Source organism: Streptomyces sp. NPDC004284, from assembly GCF_042874035.1.
Lineage (GTDB): Bacteria > Actinomycetota > Actinomycetes > Streptomycetales > Streptomycetaceae > Streptomyces.
The window spans coordinates 965,878-980,630 of sequence record NZ_JBIAMJ010000001.1; the positions used below are offsets into that span (position 1 = coordinate 965,878).

Annotated in this window: 17 protein-coding genes and 5 tRNA genes; 16 read left to right on the forward strand and 6 right to left on the reverse strand. The window is 71.5% G+C overall.

Annotated features, from left to right (window positions below):
* Nucleotides 1-8 precede the first annotated feature (8 nt).
* The 6 genes from ACFYUS_RS04430 to ACFYUS_RS04455 all read left to right on the forward strand — a co-directional run bounded on the left by ACFYUS_RS04430 (nt 9) and on the right by ACFYUS_RS04455 (nt 1,342).
* Nucleotides 9-731, forward strand: coding sequence for an HAD family hydrolase (locus ACFYUS_RS04430; protein ID WP_388845631.1), 723 nt, complete (start codon nt 9-11; stop codon nt 729-731).
* A gap of 95 nt (nt 732-826) precedes the next feature.
* Nucleotides 827-898 (forward strand) — tRNA-Gln (locus tag ACFYUS_RS04435).
* A 41-nt stretch (nt 899-939) separates the two neighbouring features.
* Nucleotides 940-1,012: transfer RNA gene (locus ACFYUS_RS04440), tRNA-Glu, on the forward strand.
* Nucleotides 1,013-1,073: 61 nt separating this feature from the next.
* Nucleotides 1,074-1,146 (forward strand) — tRNA-Glu (locus ACFYUS_RS04445).
* 22 nt (nt 1,147-1,168) lie between these two features.
* Nucleotides 1,169-1,240, forward strand: a tRNA-Gln gene (locus ACFYUS_RS04450).
* 29 nt (nt 1,241-1,269) lie between these two features.
* Nucleotides 1,270-1,342 (forward strand) — tRNA-Glu (locus tag ACFYUS_RS04455).
* A 125-nt stretch (nt 1,343-1,467) separates the two neighbouring features.
* Here ACFYUS_RS04455 and ndgR read toward each other — a convergent pair.
* Nucleotides 1,468-2,184: an IclR family transcriptional regulator NdgR gene (ndgR, locus tag ACFYUS_RS04460; RefSeq protein ID WP_005311436.1), complete on the reverse strand. Its 717-nt coding sequence runs from the start codon at nt 2,182-2,184 to the stop codon at nt 1,468-1,470.
* Nucleotides 2,185-2,324: 140 nt separating this feature from the next.
* On the opposite strand from ndgR, the gene leuC reads away from it, so the two are divergent.
* The 4 genes from leuC to ACFYUS_RS04480 all read left to right on the forward strand — a co-directional run bounded on the left by leuC (nt 2,325) and on the right by ACFYUS_RS04480 (nt 5,523).
* Nucleotides 2,325-3,749 carry a 3-isopropylmalate dehydratase large subunit gene (gene leuC / locus ACFYUS_RS04465; protein WP_388845634.1) on the forward strand — a complete coding sequence of 475 codons (1,425 nt, stop codon included), beginning with the start codon at nt 2,325-2,327 and terminating at the stop codon, nt 3,747-3,749.
* A 6-nt stretch (nt 3,750-3,755) separates the two neighbouring features.
* Entirely contained in the window at nt 3,756-4,349 is a 594-nt protein-coding gene (gene leuD / locus ACFYUS_RS04470) for a 3-isopropylmalate dehydratase small subunit (RefSeq protein WP_388845637.1), read from the forward strand.
* A gap of 104 nt (nt 4,350-4,453) precedes the next feature.
* Nucleotides 4,454-4,681: a hypothetical protein gene (locus ACFYUS_RS04475; RefSeq protein ID WP_015036430.1), complete on the forward strand. Its 228-nt coding sequence runs from the start codon at nt 4,454-4,456 to the stop codon at nt 4,679-4,681.
* Between the two features lie 143 nt (nt 4,682-4,824).
* Nucleotides 4,825-5,523, forward strand: coding sequence for an HU family DNA-binding protein (locus tag ACFYUS_RS04480; protein ID WP_388845640.1), 699 nt, complete (start codon nt 4,825-4,827; stop codon nt 5,521-5,523).
* Between the two features lie 72 nt (nt 5,524-5,595).
* Here ACFYUS_RS04480 and ACFYUS_RS04485 read toward each other — a convergent pair whose 3' ends face one another.
* Both ACFYUS_RS04485 and cofC read right to left on the reverse strand, forming a co-directional pair.
* A complete protein-coding gene (locus ACFYUS_RS04485; protein WP_388845643.1) occupies nt 5,596-5,805 on the reverse strand; it encodes a hypothetical protein in 210 nt (69 codons plus the stop codon).
* A 10-nt stretch (nt 5,806-5,815) separates the two neighbouring features.
* Complete coding sequence (cofC, locus tag ACFYUS_RS04490; protein ID WP_388845645.1) at nt 5,816-6,481, reverse strand: 2-phospho-L-lactate guanylyltransferase; 666 nt, start codon at nt 6,479-6,481, stop codon at nt 5,816-5,818.
* A 128-nt stretch (nt 6,482-6,609) separates the two neighbouring features.
* Here cofC and ACFYUS_RS04495 point away from each other — a divergent pair, with 128 nt between their 5' ends.
* The 3 genes from ACFYUS_RS04495 to ACFYUS_RS04505 all read left to right on the forward strand — a co-directional run bounded on the left by ACFYUS_RS04495 (nt 6,610) and on the right by ACFYUS_RS04505 (nt 9,567).
* The gene (locus ACFYUS_RS04495) at nt 6,610-7,362 is read left to right on the forward strand and encodes a lysophospholipid acyltransferase family protein (RefSeq protein WP_388845648.1); all 753 of its coding nucleotides are present in this window, start codon (nt 6,610-6,612) and stop codon (nt 7,360-7,362) included.
* Complete coding sequence (locus ACFYUS_RS04500) at nt 7,359-8,360, forward strand: NAD(P)H-dependent glycerol-3-phosphate dehydrogenase (protein WP_388845650.1); 1,002 nt, start codon at nt 7,359-7,361, stop codon at nt 8,358-8,360. Before ACFYUS_RS04495 ends, ACFYUS_RS04500 begins: the two co-directional genes overlap by 4 nt.
* A 67-nt stretch (nt 8,361-8,427) precedes the next feature.
* Entirely contained in the window at nt 8,428-9,567 is a 1,140-nt protein-coding gene (locus ACFYUS_RS04505; RefSeq protein ID WP_388845653.1) for a D-alanine--D-alanine ligase family protein, read from the forward strand.
* Between the two features lie 32 nt (nt 9,568-9,599).
* Here ACFYUS_RS04505 and ACFYUS_RS04510 read toward each other — a convergent pair whose 3' ends face one another.
* Nucleotides 9,600-10,082 carry a DUF3515 domain-containing protein gene (locus ACFYUS_RS04510; RefSeq protein ID WP_388845656.1) on the reverse strand — a complete coding sequence of 161 codons (483 nt, stop codon included), beginning with the start codon at nt 10,080-10,082 and terminating at the stop codon, nt 9,600-9,602.
* Nucleotides 10,083-10,102: 20 nt separating this feature from the next.
* Entirely contained in the window at nt 10,103-10,336 is a 234-nt protein-coding gene (locus tag ACFYUS_RS04515) for an Lrp/AsnC family transcriptional regulator (RefSeq protein ID WP_017947604.1), read from the reverse strand.
* A gap of 233 nt (nt 10,337-10,569) precedes the next feature.
* Between ACFYUS_RS04515 and ACFYUS_RS04520 the strand changes: the two genes are divergently transcribed.
* Together ACFYUS_RS04520 and thiD are read left to right on the forward strand one after the other, a co-directional pair.
* Nucleotides 10,570-11,532: a thiamine-phosphate kinase gene (locus ACFYUS_RS04520; RefSeq protein ID WP_116158650.1), complete on the forward strand. Its 963-nt coding sequence runs from the start codon at nt 10,570-10,572 to the stop codon at nt 11,530-11,532.
* Nucleotides 11,529-12,326: a bifunctional hydroxymethylpyrimidine kinase/phosphomethylpyrimidine kinase gene (gene thiD / locus ACFYUS_RS04525; protein WP_388845659.1), complete on the forward strand. Its 798-nt coding sequence runs from the start codon at nt 11,529-11,531 to the stop codon at nt 12,324-12,326. Before ACFYUS_RS04520 ends, thiD begins: the two co-directional genes overlap by 4 nt.
* A 92-nt stretch (nt 12,327-12,418) precedes the next feature.
* Here thiD and rpmB read toward each other — a convergent pair whose 3' ends face one another.
* Entirely contained in the window at nt 12,419-12,604 is a 186-nt protein-coding gene (gene rpmB / locus ACFYUS_RS04530) for a 50S ribosomal protein L28 (protein ID WP_003957616.1), read from the reverse strand.
* 237 nt (nt 12,605-12,841) lie between these two features.
* Between rpmB and ACFYUS_RS04535 the strand changes: the two genes are divergently transcribed.
* Nucleotides 12,842-14,716, forward strand: coding sequence for a DAK2 domain-containing protein (locus tag ACFYUS_RS04535; protein ID WP_388845662.1), 1,875 nt, complete (start codon nt 12,842-12,844; stop codon nt 14,714-14,716).
* The last annotated feature ends 37 nt before the right edge of the window (nt 14,717-14,753 follow it).

Here is a 14,753-nt window from a genome sequence, read left to right on the forward strand (position 1 = left end):
TCGTCTTCATGGCCATCCGCGCGGTGCTCTGGGACATCGACGACACGATCTTCGACTACGCGAGCGCCGACCGGACCGGGATGCGGGCCCACCTCGCGGCCGAGGGACTGCTCGGCGGCTGGAGATCGGTCGAGGAGGCCCTGGGGCGCTGGAAGGAGCTCACGGAGCTGCACTGGCGCCGTTACGAGGCCGAGGGCGGGGACTTCCGGGAGCAGCGGCGCGGGCGCGTGCGGGACTTCCTCGGACGGCCGGAGCTGACCGCCGCCGAGGCCGACGACTGGTTCGACCGGTACGTGGTCCATTACGAGGCCGCCTGGGAGCTGTTCCCCGACACCGTGCCCGTCCTCGACCTCCTCGCCCGTGACTACCGTCACGGGGTGCTGTCCAACTCCAGCATCCGCAACCAGGACCACAAGCTCCGCGCGCTGGGCGTACGGGACCGCTTCGAGGCCGTGCTGTGCGCCGCCGAGCTCGGAGTGGCCAAGCCGGCCCCGGAGGCCTTCCATGCCGCCTGTACGGCCCTGGGCCTGCGCCCCCACCAGGTCGCGTACGTCGGGGACCAGCCGGACATCGACGCCCGGGGCGCCGTGGAGGCGGGCCTGTGGGGCATCTGGCTGGACCGCGCGGGGACCGGCGGACGGCCCGAACTGACCCGGATCACCGACCTCCGGGAGCTGCCCGCGCTGCTGCGTGCGGATACGCGTTTTGGAGCACCGTCCACCTTCGGGTAATGTTCTTTCTGCGCCGAGGGGAACGGGCCGAAAGGCCGGAAAGCCCCGGAAGCGCAAGCCGAGCAGGATCCCTTCTCGAAGTGATCAAGTTCCGGTGGCCTATGGTGTAATTGGCAGCACGACTGATTCTGGTTCAGTTAGTCTAGGTTCGAGTCCTGGTAGGCCAGCTCGCAGAGCTCATCTGCAACCGTGGATTGGCATCCACAAAGCCCCCGTTGTGTAGCGGCCTAGCACGCCGCCCTCTCAAGGCGGTAGCGCCGGTTCGAATCCGGTCGGGGGTACAGATCCTTCCCGCGGGATCATCTGGGTAGCTCCCGATGATGCCGATGCAGGATCGCTAGGGCCCCCGTTGTGTAGCGGCCTAGCACGCCGCCCTCTCAAGGCGGTAGCGCCGGTTCGAATCCGGTCGGGGGTACGACGCTGGTCTAACCACGTATTGGTCTATGGTGTAATTGGCAGCACGACTGATTCTGGTTCAGTTAGTCTAGGTTCGAGTCCTGGTAGACCAGCTGGGATCTGCGGAAACGTAAGATCCGAAGCCCCCGTTGTGTAGCGGCCTAGCACGCCGCCCTCTCAAGGCGGTAGCGCCGGTTCGAATCCGGTCGGGGGTACTCGACGAAGAAGCCCTTCCCTTCGGGGGAGGGCTTCTTCGCTGTTCGCGTCCTGGCACACAACTCCGGCCCACCGCTGCGGCGTTGGAGCGGTGGGCCGGTACGAACAGGAGGGGCGGAGGCGATCAGCCGTTGCGGCGGAGCGCCTCGGAGAGACGGGCGGCGGCGTCGATGACCGCCTGGGCGTGCATGCGGCCAGGGTGGCGCGTCAGACGCTCGATCGGACCCGAGACCGACACGGCGGCCACCACGCGGTTCGAGGGGCCGCGCACGGGCGCGGAGACGGACGCCACGCCGGGCTCCCGCTCGCCGATCGACTGGGCCCAGCCGCGGCGCCGTACGCCCGACAGGGCCGTCGCCGTGAAGCGGGCGCCCTGGAGACCGCGGTGCAGCCGCTCGGGCTCCTCCCAGGCCATCAGGATCTGCGCCGACGAACCGGCCTTCATGGTCAGCGTCGAACCGACCGGGACCGTGTCCCGCAGACCCGAGAGCCGCTCGGCCGCCGCCACGCAGATGCGCATGTCGCCCTGGCGCCGGTAGAGCTGGGCGCTCTCGCCGGTGACATCGCGCAGATGCGTCAGAACCGGGCCCGCGGTCGCGAGCAGGCGGTCCTCGCCGGCCGCGGCGGCGAGCTCCGCCAGGCGCGGTCCGAGGATGAACCGGCCCTGCATGTCGCGGGCCACCATCCGGTGGTGTTCCAGTGCCACGGCGAGACGATGTGCCGTGGGTCGTGCGAGTCCCGTCGCCGCGACCAGTCCTGCGAGGGTGGCCGGACCGGACTCCAGGGCGCTCAGGACAAGGGCTGCCTTGTCGAGAACGCCTACGCCGCTAGAGTTGTCCATGCAACGATATTCGCGTCTCACTCTGTGAAACGCAAGTTCAATTTTTCTCGGAACCTGTGACTCTGGTGATGCGGCCGCACAACGGCCCGCGAAACGGGTCTCTAGTTGTGCCGGCGTAGACGTCGGCCGGAGGGAAAGCGATGGGTAGGACACTCGCGGAGAAGGTCTGGGACGACCACGTCGTCCGGCGCGCCGAGGGCGAGCCCGACCTCCTCTTCATCGATCTGCACCTGCTGCACGAGGTCACCAGCCCCCAGGCCTTCGACGGCCTGCGGCAGAACGGCCGGCAGGTACGGCGGCTGGACCTCACCATCGCCACCGAGGACCACAACACCCCGACCCTCGACATCGACAAGCCGATCGCCGACCCGGTCTCCCGCGCCCAGCTGGAGACCCTCCGCAAGAACTGCGCCGAGTTCGGCGTCCGGCTGCACCCGCTGGGCGACGTCGAGCAGGGCGTCGTCCACGTCGTGGGACCGCAGCTGGGCCTGACCCAGCCCGGCACCACCGTGGTCTGCGGCGACTCGCACACCTCCACGCACGGCGCCTTCGGCGCGCTGGCCTTCGGCATCGGCACCAGCCAGGTCGAGCACGTGCTCGCCACCCAGACGCTGCCGCTGGCCCGCCCCAAGACCATGGCGATCACGATCGACGGCGAGCTGCCCGAGGACGTCACCGCCAAGGACCTGATCCTCGCGATCATCGCGAAGATCGGCACCGGCGGCGGCCAGGGCTACATCCTGGAGTACCGCGGCTCCGCCATCGAGAAGCTCTCGATGGAGGCCCGGATGACCATCTGCAACATGTCGATCGAGGCCGGCGCCCGCGCGGGCATGATCGCCCCCGACGAGACCACCTTCGCCTATCTGGAGGGCCGTGCCCACGCCCCCGAGGGCGAGGACTGGGACGCCGCCGTCGCGTACTGGAAGACCCTGAAGTCCGACGAGGACGCCGTCTTCGACGCCGAGGTCGTCATCGACGCCGCCTCGCTGGCGCCGTTCGTCACCTGGGGCACCAACCCCGGCCAGGGCGCGCCGCTTTCGGCGAACGTCCCCGACCCGGCTTCGTACGAAGACGCTTCGGAGCGCCTGGCCGCCGAAAAGGCCCTGGAGTACATGGGGTTGACCGCCGGGCAGCCGCTGCGCGAGATCAAGGTCGACACCGTCTTCGTAGGCTCCTGCACCAACGGCCGCATCGAGGACCTGCGCAACGCCGCCTCGCTGCTGGAGGGTCGCAAGGTCGCCGACGGCGTCCGCATGCTGGTCGTCCCCGGCTCGGTCCGGGTCGCCCTGCAGGCCGTCGAAGAGGGCCTGGACAAGGTCTTCAAGGAGGCCGGCGCCGAATGGCGGCACGCGGGCTGCTCGATGTGCCTGGGCATGAACCCCGACCAACTGGCTCCCGGTGAGCGCTCCGCGTCCACCTCCAACCGCAACTTCGAGGGCCGGCAGGGCAAGGGCGGCCGGACGCACCTGGTCTCCCCCCAGGTCGCCGCCGCCACCGCCGTCCTGGGCCACCTGGCCTCCCCGGCCGATCTGTCCGACGTCGCCACCACCGCGGGGGTCTGAGGAACCATGGAAGCTTTCACCACGCACACCGGCCGGGCCGTCCCGCTGCGCCGCAGCAACGTCGACACCGACCAGATCATCCCGGCGCACTGGCTCAAGAAGGTCACCCGCGACGGCTTCGAGGACGGCCTCTTCGAGGCCTGGCGCAAGGACTCCGAGTTCGTCCTCAACCGCCCGGAGCGGCAGGGCGCCACGGTCCTGGTCGCCGGCCCCGACTTCGGCACCGGCTCCTCCCGCGAGCACGCCGTCTGGGCGCTCCAGAACTACGGCTTCCAGGCCGTCATCTCCTCCCGCTTCGCCGACATCTTCCGCGGCAACTCGCTGAAGAACGGCCTGCTGACCGTCGTCCTCCCGCAGGAGACGGTGGACGCCCTCTGGGAGCTGACCGAGGCCGACCCGACCGCCGAGATCACCGTCGACCTGGAGGCCCGCAAGGTCCTGGCCGCCGGGATCGACGCCGACTTCGAGCTCGACGAGAACGCCCGCTGGCGTCTGCTGAACGGACTCGACGACATCAGCCTCACCCTTCAGAACGAAGCCGACATCGCGGCCTACGAGGCGGCTCGGCCGTCCTTCAAGCCCCGTACAATTACGGTCTGAGCAGCGCTTTTCCAAGACTGCGCCCCCCACCGGTCGGTGGGGGGCGCAGTCGCTTGTTGAGACCCTGTCGGGCGACAACTCGCCCTAGATGGCACAATCGGTGCATGGAACGCGACAGCCAACTCGAGCTCTACGAGGCAGTCGCCGCCCGATTGAAGGAAGCGCACACAAGGGTGCGCTCACTGCAAGTCCCGGAGGGCGTAAGGATGGCGCTGTCCCGGAAGCTGCTGGTCGTCACGGCCGCGGCGAAGCACGATCTCAAGGACGCGGCGACGCGTCTGGACCGGTTGATGAAGGACCTCGACGAGGGCCGATTCCCAGAGGACGACTGACACCAGGAACTCCGCAACGGAACTTCTGCGTTGCGGCACTAGGGTGATTAGACCGTTTCGTGTTTGATTTGCGGTATATACATGCCTAACGTGCGAAAAAGCTTGAACACTTTCGTTCCGGCAATGTCTCCGAAGGGGAAGACGTGAACAAGGCGCAGCTCGTAGAAGCGATTGCCGACAAGATGGGCGGTCGCCAGCAGGCCGCCGATGCCGTCGACCACGTGCTCGACGCCATCGTGCGTGCCGTGGTCGCGGGCGACCGGGTCTCGGTCACGGGTTTCGGCTCGTTCGAGAAGGTCGACCGCCCGGCCCGCTACGCCCGCAACCCGCAGACGGGTGAGCGGGTCCGGGTCAAGAAGACCTCCGTCCCGCGCTTCCGTGCGGGTCAGGGCTTCAAGGACCTGGTCAGCGGCTCGAAGAAGCTCCCCAAGGGCGGCGAGGTCTCCGTCAAGAAGGCCCCCAAGGGCAGCCTCACCGGTGGCGCCTCCGCGACCGTGAAGAAGGCCGCCGCGAAGAAGGCCACCACCGCCAAGAAGGCCGCCGCGAAGAAGGCGACCCCGGCGAAGAAGGTCACGGCCGCCGCCGCCAAGAAGGCGACCCCGGCGAAGAAGGCCACGACGGCGGCCGCCAAGAAGGCGACCCCGGCGAAGAAGGCCACGACGGCGGCCGCCAAGAAGGCGACCCCGGCGAAGAAGGCCACCACGGCCGCCGCCAAGAAGGTCACCAAGGCCGCGGCGAAGAAGACCGCGCCGGCCGCGAAGAAGGCCACGGCGACGAAGGCGCCCGCCAAGAAGACGACGGCGCGCAAGACCACCGCCAAGAAGACCGCCGCCAAGAAGTAGGACGCGCGGTACCGACCCGCCGGGCCGGGCTCCCCTCGGGGGAGCCCGGCCCGCGGCGTGTCCCTTCCCGGATCAGAACGTCTGCAGCGTCACCAGGGTGATCCGGAGCCCCGAGCCCGACGTGCCCGGCTCGGTCTCGATCCGCACCCGCTGCCCCGGCCGCAGCAGCCGGAGCCCGCCCGCCTCGAAGGCCTCCGCCCCGAACTCCACGGGGGTGCCGTCGTCGAGCAGCACACTGCCGCTGCGGGTCTCGGGGTCGTACGTGAACGCGGTCGCCTGCATGGACCGCAGCCTATCCGGCCGCCGTCAGCCACCGGGCGGCCGTCCGCGGACCGAGCCCCAGCGCCAGGGCCTCCGCCAGATCCTCCCCGGTGTCCACGTCCCGGCGTACGGAATCCACCCCGGCGAGCAGGATTTCCACCGCTCCCGAAGACAAATGCCGCAGCCTCGACGCACCCCCGAATGCCGGTTCCAATTCCACCCCCGGACCCGCCGAGAGGAATGTCGTACCTATTTCGGCGGCATCCGCGAGAAATGCTCTCGGAAATTTCCCGGCCGCGTCCAGGACCCGGGTCAGCTCCGCCGGCCGCAGTGCCGGAAGGTCCGCGTTGAGCGCCGCCACGCGCGCGTGCGGCCGCCCGGCCCGTACGGCACGGACCCCGTGCGCGAGCGCCGCGTTGAGCCCCGCCGCCGGGGAGTCCGGCACGATCCGCGCACCCAGGGCCGCGAGCGCCGCGCCGGCCGCGGGGTCGTCCGTGACGACCGCCACATCCCGTACGCGCGCGCAGTTCAGCACCGCCGCCACGGTGTCCTCGGCGAACGCGAGCGCGAGCCGGGGGCGCAGCAGCGCCCCCGCCGCCGCGGCGAGCCTGCTCTTCGCCAGGGCGAGGGGCTTCAGGGGGACGACCAGGGACCAGTGGTCGTCGGCGTCGGTGTGCATCGGCTGCGGCGGCTTCATCGGGGCCCATTCTGTCCCGCCCACGCGGTCCGCCGGAGGTTCCGGGGCGTACGGTGTCACTCGACAGACCAGGAGCATGGGGCGACACTTGACCCCCTGCCAGCCAGTCCCCGGAGAAAGGTGTCCGAGTGCCCCGCCGCAGAATCGGCTTCTGGTACCGCCTCGCGGCGGTCATCGCCAAACCCCCCCTGGTGGTTCTGTTCAAGCGGGACTGGCGCGGTACGGAGCACATGCCGGCCGACGGCGGATTCATCACCGCGGTCAACCACAACTCCTACCTGGACCCGCTGTCCTACGCGCACTACCAGTACAACACCGGTCGCGTCCCGCGCTTCCTCGCCAAGGCGGGCCTCTTCAAGAGCGGCTTCGTCGGCACCATGCTCCGCAACACGGGCCAGATCCCCGTGTACCGCGAGACGACCGACGCGATGAACGCCTTCCGCGCCGCCGTCGACGCCATCGAGCGCGGCGAGTGCGTCGCCTTCTACCCCGAGGGCACCCTCACCCGCGACCCCGAGATGTGGCCCATGGCGGGCAAGACCGGAGCCGCGCGCGTCGCGCTGCTCACCAAGGTCCCCGTCATCCCGGTGGCCCAGTGGGGCGCCAACCTCGCGATGCCGCCGTACGCGAAGGAGAACAAGTTCCGGCTGTTCCCCCGCAAGACGCTGATCGTGCAGGCCGGCCCGCCCGTCGACCTCTCCCGCTTCGAGGGCCTGGAGCCGACGCCCGAGGTGCTCCGCGAGGCCACCGAGGTCATCATGGCCGCCATCACCGCCCTCCTGGAGGAGGTCCGCGGCGAGAAGGCGCCCGCCGAGCCGTACGACCACCGCAAGGCCCGCCTGGAGCAGCGGCGCAAGGCCGCCGAGGAGGGCACCAAGTGACCAGGGCAGCCGTCTTCGGCAACGGATCCTGGGGCACCGCCTTCGCGATGGTGCTCGCCGACGCGGGCTGCGAGGTGAGCCTCTGGGGCCGCCGGGCCGCACTCGCCGAGGAGATCAACGCCACCCGGACCAACCCCGACTACCTGCCGGGCATCGAGCTCCCGAAGGGGATCACGGCCACCGCGGATCCCGCCGAGGCCGCCGCGGACGCCGACTTCACCGTCCTCGTCATCCCCTCGCAGACCCTGCGCGGCAACCTCGCCGCCTGGAAGCCGCTGCTCGCCCGGGACACCGTCCTCGTCTCCCTCATGAAGGGCGTCGAACTCGGCACCGCCAAGCGGATGAGCGAGGTCATCACCGAGGTCGCCGACGTCCCCGCCGACCGCGTCGCCGTCCTCACCGGCCCCAACCTGGCCAAGGAGATCGCCGCCCGGCAGCCCGCCGCCGCCGTCGCCGCCTGCTCCGACGAGACGGTCGCCCAGCGGCTCCAGGCCGCCTGCATGACCCCGTACTTCCGCCCGTACACCAACACCGACGTGGTGGGCTGCGAGCTCGGCGGCGCCGTGAAGAACGTCATCGGCCTCGCCGTCGGCATCGCCAACGGCATGGGCCTCGGCGACAACTCCAAGGCCACGCTCATCACCCGCGGCCTCGCCGAGACCACCCGCCTCGGCCTCGCCATGGGCGCCGACCCGCTCACCTTCTCCGGCCTCGCGGGCCTCGGCGACCTCGTCGCCACCTGCTCCTCGCCGCTCTCCCGGAACAACACCTTCGGCACCAACCTCGGCCGCGGGATGACCCTCCAGGAGACCATCGCGGCCACCAAGCAGACCGCCGAGGGCGTCAAGTCCTGCGAGTCCGTGCTCGATCTGGCCCGCCGCCACGGCGTCGACATGCCCATCACCGAGACCGTCGTCTCGATCGTCCACGACGGCAAGCCGCCCGTCGTCGCGCTCAAGGAACTGATGTCGCGCTCGGCCAAGCCCGAGCGCCGCTGAGCCATCCGCGCGGAGGGAGTGCGGGGCGCTCAGGAGTTCGGGAGTCGCAAGGTACTCTCATCGCGATATGAGCGAGAACACCCAGAGCCCCCGCAAGCCGCGCGTGGCCGTCGTCTTCGGCGGCCGCAGCTCCGAGCACGCCATCTCCGTCGTCACGGCGGGCGCCGTCCTGAGCGCCATCGACCGGGACAAGTACGACGTGCTGCCCATCGGCATCACGACGGACGGGCGCTGGGCGCTCACCGCCGACGCCCCCGAGCGGATGGCCATCACGGACCGGAAGCTGCCCAACGTCGCCGAACTGGCCGAGTCCGAGCGGGGCGGCGTCGTCCTCCCCGTCGACCCGTCCAGCCGCGAGGTCGTCCTCACCGAGCCGGGGCAGGTCCCCACGGCCCTCGGCGAGGTCGACGTGGTCTTCCCCATGCTCCACGGCCCGTACGGCGAGGACGGCACCCTCCAGGGCCTCCTGGAGCTCTCCGGCGTCCCCTACGTCGGCGCGGGCGTCCTCGCCTCCGCCGTCGGCCAGGACAAGGAGTACATGAAGCGGATCTTCGTCTCCTACGGCCTGCCCGTCGGCCCGTACGAGGTCATCCGGCCGCGCGAGTGGGAGCAGAACCCCGCCGCCGCCCGCAAGAAGATCGTCGAGTTCGCCGCCGACCACGGCTGGCCGCTCTTCGTGAAGCCGGCCCGCGGCGGCTCCTCCATGGGCATCACCAAGGTCGACGACCTCTCGGGCCTGGACGAGGCCATCGAGGAGGCCCGCCGCCACGACCCCAAGATCCTCGTCGAGTCGCTGCTGCGCGGCCGCGAGATCGAGTGCGGCGTCCTGGAGTTCGAGGACGGCCCGCGCGCCAGCGTCCCGGCCGAGATCCCGCCGGTCACGAACCACGACTTCTACGACTTCGAGGCCAAGTACATCGACTCGGCCTCCGGCATCGTGCCCGCCCCCATCGGGGAGGAGGCCACCGCCGAGATCCAGCGCCTCGCCGTCGCCGCCTACGAGGCCGTGTCCTGCGAGGGCCTGGTCCGCGCCGACTTCTTCCTCACCGAGGACGGCGACTTCGTCATCAACGAGATCAACACCATGCCGGGCTTCACGCCCATCTCCATGTACCCGCGCATGTGGCAGGAGAGCGGCGTCAGCTACCCCGAGCTCGTCGACCGGCTCATCCAGGCCGCGCTGACCCGCTCCACGGGCCTGCGCTGACCGAGCAGCACGGCCAGGTGCCGCCGAGCCTCTCAGAGGCTCGGCGGCACGGCCTTGCGCACCGGGGCGGCGAGATCCGCGAGCGGCGTGGCGTCGTGCGCGTACCGCGCGTCCAGCGTCACCTCGACGTACGCCTTCCGGTACGTCGTGGTGAAACGGGGCCCGCCGCCCTCCGGGCGCTCCAGCATCCAGTTGACGCCGTTCGCCTCGATGGCCTGCGCCTTCGGGTCGCTCATCTTTTCGGGCCGGGGGACCCCGCAGCGCAGTACGATCGCACCGTCACCCCACCCGGCGGTCAGATCGGAGCCGGGCTCCGGGTCACTCCGCTCAAGACCCGCCACGGTGTCGGGCAGCTCCTTCGCCAGGGCCTGGCAGAAGGACGCCTCCGCCGGCGGCGGACTTGGCACCACGACGGACGCCGAGGCGTCCGGCGAGGAGCAGCCGGCGGCGGCCGACATCAGGACGGCGGCCGCGACGGCGGCGGGCAGGCCGAAGGGCCGGTGGGAAGACGTCACCGGCCAAGCGTAGACGGGGGCTACAGATGAACGACCGGGCAGGTGAGGGTGCGCGTGATGCCGTCCACTTGCTGGACCTTGGCGACCACCATGCGGCCCAGCTCATCGACGGTGTCCGCCTGCGCGCGCACGATCACGTCGTACGGACCGGTCACGTCTTCGGCCTGGATGACCCCCGGGATCTTGGAGATGGTGTCGGCGACGGTCGACGCCTTGCCCACCTCGGTCTGGATGAGGATGTACGCCTGAACCACGGAACCTCCAGGGCGACCACGAGGATCTTGTGGGAGAAAGGGACGCCACGGTACCGCGTCGCCGCGGGCCACGGGGAGACCCGCGCGTCCGGAGGCGCTCGGGGTGTGGCGTACGCAGGACAGAAGTTGACGGTCTACTTGACGGTACCCAGCACGGTGACGGCCCGCGACCCGCGGCGCGCCCAGACGCGCCCCCGCCCGCTCGCCGGCACGAAGACACGAGGTGAGACGCGGTGAAGGGCACAGTCGGAGAGCTGGGCGAGTTCGGGCTCATCAGAGAGCTCACGTCCCGGCTCACCTCCACCCCGGCGGTACGGATCGGCCCAGGTGACGACGCCGCGGTCGTCTCCGCCCCCGACCGGCGCGTGGTGGCCAGCACGGACATCCTCCTCGAAGGACGTCACTTCCGCCGGGACTGGTCGACGGCGTACGACGTCGGCCGCAAGGCCGCCGCGCAGAACCTCGCCGACATCGCCGCGATGGGCGCGGTCCCCACCGCGCTCCTCCTCGGCCTCGTCGTACCCGCCGAATTGCCTGTGACATGGCCCACGGAACTGATGGACGGCCTGCGCGATGAATGTCAGGTCGCGGGCGCCGCGGTGGTCGGCGGCGACGTCGTCCGCGGCGACACGATCATGGTCTCCATCACCGCCCTCGGCGATCTGCGCAACCACGACCCGGTCACCCGCGGCGGCGCCCAGCCCGGCGACGTCGTCGCCTACACCGGCTGGCTCGGCTGGTCCGCCGCCGGATACGCGGTCCTCTCCCGCGGCTTCCGCTCCCCGCGCGCCTTCGTCGAGGCCCACCGCCGCCCCGAGCCGCCCTACCACGCGGGCCCGGCCGCCGCGGGACTCGGCGCCACCGCCATGTGCGACGTCAGCGACGGCCTCATCGCCGACCTCGGGCACATCGCCGAGGCCAGCAAGGTCCGCATCGACCTGCGCTCCGGCCTCATCGACATCCCCACCCAGATGAACGACATCGGCCAGGCCGTCGGCGTCGACCCCATGCAGTGGGTGCTCACCGGGGGAGAGGACCACGCCATCGTGGCCACCTTCCCGCCGGACGTGAAGCTCCCCGCCCGCTGGAAGGTCATCGGAGAGGTCCTCCACCCCTCGGCGCTGCCGCAGGTCACCGTGGACGGCGCGCCCTGGCACAGCGTGGGCGGCTGGGACCACTTCGGAGAGACGGAGTGAATCCGCCCCTCGTGCTCACCGTCGCCGGATCCGACTCCGGCGGCGGCGCCGGCATCCAGGCCGACCTGAAGACGATGCTCGCGCTCGGCGTCCACGGCATGAGCGTGCTCACCGCCGTCACCGCCCAGAACTCGCGGGGCGTCCAGGGTGTCTGGGAGCTCCCCGTGGAGGCCGTGCGCGCCCAGTACCGGGCCGTCGTCGACGACATCGGCGTCCAGGCCGTGAAGACCGGCATGCTGGCCACGGCCGCCCTCGTGGAGACCGTGGCCGAGCTCCTCGCCTCCGTGGAGGCCCCCGTGGTCGTCGACCCGGTCGGGGTCTCCAAGCACGGCGACCCGCTGCTCGCGGAGGCCGCGCTCGAATCCGTCCGTACGAGGCTGCTGCCGGTCGCGACCGTCGCCACGCCCAACCTGGACGAGGTGACGCAGCTCACGGGCGTGGTCGTCGAGGACGAGAGCGGAATGCGGCGGGCGGCCGAGGCGATCCTCGCGTACGGGCCGCGCTGGGCGCTGATCAAGGGCGGCCACCTTCCCGGAGGCCTCACCGAGGCCGTGGACCTGCTCACGGACGGCACCGAGGAGCACTGGCTGCGCGCCCCGCGCCACGACAACCGGCACACCCACGGGACGGGCTGCACGCTCGCCTCGGCGGTCGCCTCCGGGCTCGCCAAGGGCCTGCCGGTGCCGGAGGCCGTAGGGCAGGCGAAGGAGTACGTGACGGGGGCCATCGCCGCCGGATTCGCCCTGGGCGCGGGCATCGGCCCGGTCGACCACGGCTGGCGGTTCGGCGCCTGATCTTCTTCAGGGCATGGCAAAAGGCCGGTTCACCGAGGTGAACCGGCCTTTCAAGGCAACCGCAGGGGCTGCGCTACGACAGAACGTCGCGATTAGCGCGAGACCTTGCCGGCCTTGATGCACGAGGTGCAGACGTTGAGCCGCTTCGGCGTCCGACCGACCACGGCACGCACGCGCTGGATGTTCGGGTTCCAGCGACGGGACGTACGGCGGTGCGAGTGCGAAATGTTGTTGCCGAAGCCCGGCCCCTTGCCGCAGACGTCGCAGTTGGCAGCCACGGGTCACTCCAAAGACTTCAGAATTACAGTGAAATCCGGCGCACCGGAATCAGGAGTCTGAAGTGGCTTGCCGGGGAACGGCCCGGTTTGAACCGGGCAACCGAAGCAGCATACAACGCCTGCTTCCGTGGAACGAAACTACCATGGTCTCCGCGGACCTCGCCCCGGGCCCTGGTCACGGGCGGGGGACCCCCGGTCTACCCTGCGGTGAGCTCACCGCCGAAGGAGGACCCCCCGTTGTCGCGAGCCCTTCAGCCTGACGAGGAGCTCGTCGAGCTCGACGCCGCAGCGGTCCGGACCTGGTGCGCGCGGACCCTCGACGCCCTCGGGCAGGAGCGCGAGGCGATCGACGCGATCAACGTCTACCCGGTCGCGGACGGGGACACCGGCACCAACCTGTACCTGACCGCCGAGGCCGCCCACCAGGCCGTCGAAGCCGTCTTCGCCGCCTCCGCGCCCGACACCGCCGAGACCGTACGAGCCATGGCCCACGGCGCCCTCCTCGGCGCCCGGGGCAACTCCGGCACCATCCTCGCCCAGCTCCTGCGCGGCATGGCCGCCGTCCTCGCCGAAGGACGTGACGGTGATCACCTCGCCCGCGCCCTCGCCGAGGCCTCCGACGCCGCGCGGCGGGCCGTCGCCCACCCCGTGGAGGGCACCGTCCTCACCGTCGCCGCCGCCGCCGCGGACGGCTGCGCGGGCGGCGGCACCCTCGCGGACGTGGCCGCCCGGGCCCACGACGGGGCCAGGGCCGCCCTGGCGGCGACCCCCGGCCAGCTGGACGTGCTCGGCCGTGCCGGGGTCGTGGACGCCGGCGGACGCGGCCTGGTCGCCGTCCTCGGGGCACTCCTGGAGACGGTGACGGGCCGGGCGCCGGACCGCGAGTGGACCACGAGCGGGTGGGTGCCGGACCGCGAGTGGACCGGGAGCGGCAGGGCACGGGACCGCGTCGGGACCACGGCCGGGCAGGCGCAGGACGGCCTCGGTACCGCGGCCGGTCGGGCACGGGACGGTGCCGGGACCACGGGCGGTCGGACGCAGGACGGCATCGGGACCACGAACGGGCGGGTGCAGGACCGCGTCGGGACCTCGGCCGGGCGGGTGCAGGACGGCGCGGAGACCGCCCCGGGAGGGGTGCGGCTCCTCGGCGACCCCCGGGTCGTCCCCGCCGCCTCCGAGGGGCCCTGCGACACCGAGGCCGGGCCCGCCTACGAGGTGATCTACCTCCTGGAGGCCGAGGACGCGGCCGTGGACCTGCTGCGGGCCCGGCTCGACGCCCTCGGCGACTCCCTCGTCGTCGTCGGCGGCGACGGGCTGTGGAACGTCCACGTCCACGTCGACGACGCGGGCGCCGCCGTCGAGGCGGGCATCGAGGCCGGCCGGCCCCACCGCATCCGCATCACCCACTTCGCGGCCGACGCGGCCGCCGCCACCGCGCGCGGGGAACGCGCCCAGCGGGCCGTCGTCGCCGTCGTCCCCGGCGAGGGCCTCGCCGGACTCTGCGCCGAGGCCGGCGCGACCACGGTCCGCGCCAGGCCCGGCGAACCGCCCGCCGGCGAGGAACTCGTCGAGGCGATCCGGCGGGCGCACGCGCGCGAGGTGGTCCTCCTGCCCAACGACACCGAGCTGCGCCAGACCGCGGCCGCCGCCGCCGAACGCGCCAGGGCCGAGGGCATCCGCGTCGCCCTCATCCCGACCCGGGCCGCCGTCCAGGGCATCGCCGCCCTCGCCGTCCACGAACCCGACCGGCGCTTCGACGAGGACGTCGTCGCCATGACCGCCGCCGCCGGAGCCACCCGCTACGCCGAACTCGCCGTCGCCGAACGCCAGTCCTTCACCTCGGCCGGCGTCTGCCAGGCCGGCGACGTCCTCGGCCTCATCGAGGGAGACGTCGCCGTCATCGGCAAGGACCTGACCGAGACCGCCCGCACCGTCCTGGACCGCATGCTCTCGGCGGGCGGCGAACTCGTCACCCTCGTCGTCGCCGACGACACCCCGCCCGGCCTCGCCCCCGACCTCGAACGCCACGTCCGGCGCGGCTACCTGGCCGTCGACACCACCACGTACCACGCGGGCGCGGGGGCCCCGCCCCTGCTCATCGGGGTGGAATAGGAGCCGGTACCGGCGGTTGTCCACAGGCTTCGGCACG

What these genes read in the sequence shown, in the direction of transcription:
- ACFYUS_RS04430 (WP_388845631.1), top strand. Translation starts at nt 9, where the DNA reads ATGGCCATCCGCGCGGTGCTCTGGGACATCGACGACACGATCTTCGAC.
- ndgR (WP_005311436.1), bottom strand. Translation starts at nt 2,184, where the DNA reads ATGGACAACTCTAGCGGCGTAGGCGTTCTCGACAAGGCAGCCCTTGTC.
- leuC (WP_388845634.1), top strand. Translation starts at nt 2,325, where the DNA reads ATGGGTAGGACACTCGCGGAGAAGGTCTGGGACGACCACGTCGTCCGG.
- leuD (WP_388845637.1), top strand. Translation starts at nt 3,756, where the DNA reads ATGGAAGCTTTCACCACGCACACCGGCCGGGCCGTCCCGCTGCGCCGC.
- ACFYUS_RS04475 (WP_015036430.1), top strand. Translation starts at nt 4,454, where the DNA reads ATGGAACGCGACAGCCAACTCGAGCTCTACGAGGCAGTCGCCGCCCGA.
- ACFYUS_RS04485 (WP_388845643.1), bottom strand. Translation starts at nt 5,805, where the DNA reads ATGCAGGCGACCGCGTTCACGTACGACCCCGAGACCCGCAGCGGCAGT.
- cofC (WP_388845645.1), bottom strand. Translation starts at nt 6,481, where the DNA reads ATGAAGCCGCCGCAGCCGATGCACACCGACGCCGACGACCACTGGTCC.
- ACFYUS_RS04505 (WP_388845653.1), top strand. Translation starts at nt 8,428, where the DNA reads ATGAGCGAGAACACCCAGAGCCCCCGCAAGCCGCGCGTGGCCGTCGTC.